The sequence below is a fragment of the Paenibacillus sp. 1-18 genome, assembly GCF_000520755.1.
GTDB lineage: Bacteria > Bacillota > Bacilli > Paenibacillales > Paenibacillaceae > Paenibacillus > Paenibacillus brasilensis.
In genome coordinates this window covers 1-375 of the sequence record NZ_ASSB01000185.1, presented here as the reverse complement: position 1 = coordinate 375, position 375 = coordinate 1, and the positions used below count along the sequence as shown (strand labels likewise).

1 protein-coding gene is annotated in these 375 nt (G+C 37.3%); it reads left to right on the top strand.

Going from position 1 to position 375, the window contains the following annotated elements; translation table 11 throughout:
• On the top strand, positions 1–343 hold a 343-nt coding region (locus tag L693_RS30570), incomplete at its 5' end, for a discoidin domain-containing protein (protein WP_197029881.1).
• Positions 344–375: the final 32 nt, after the last annotated feature.

Sequence of the window (375 nt, the reverse complement as noted above, 5' to 3'; positions counted from 1 at the left end):
CAATTTAACGGACGATAATAATTTAACCCCTTGGTGTGAAGGATCTAAGACAGGTGGAGTAGGAGAAACGGTAACTATAGATTTAGGTTCAATTCAAGAGGTCAGAGGTATAGATATGGTTGATGGAATTATATGGATTAACAATAAGTATTTAGACATGAATACCATCCAAAAAATGAAACTCGATTTCTCGGATGGACAATCGACAGTGCTTGAGAACAATGACACACGTTTCAAGTTCGATGAACCTATACGAACATCATTCGTTAAGATTACCATCCTGGAAGTGAGAAAAGGCGCGGACTTCCCAAATACTTGTATAGATGAGCTGAAGTTATTGTGATTAGTTGTAGGAAACGAAAAAAAATTGCGGTG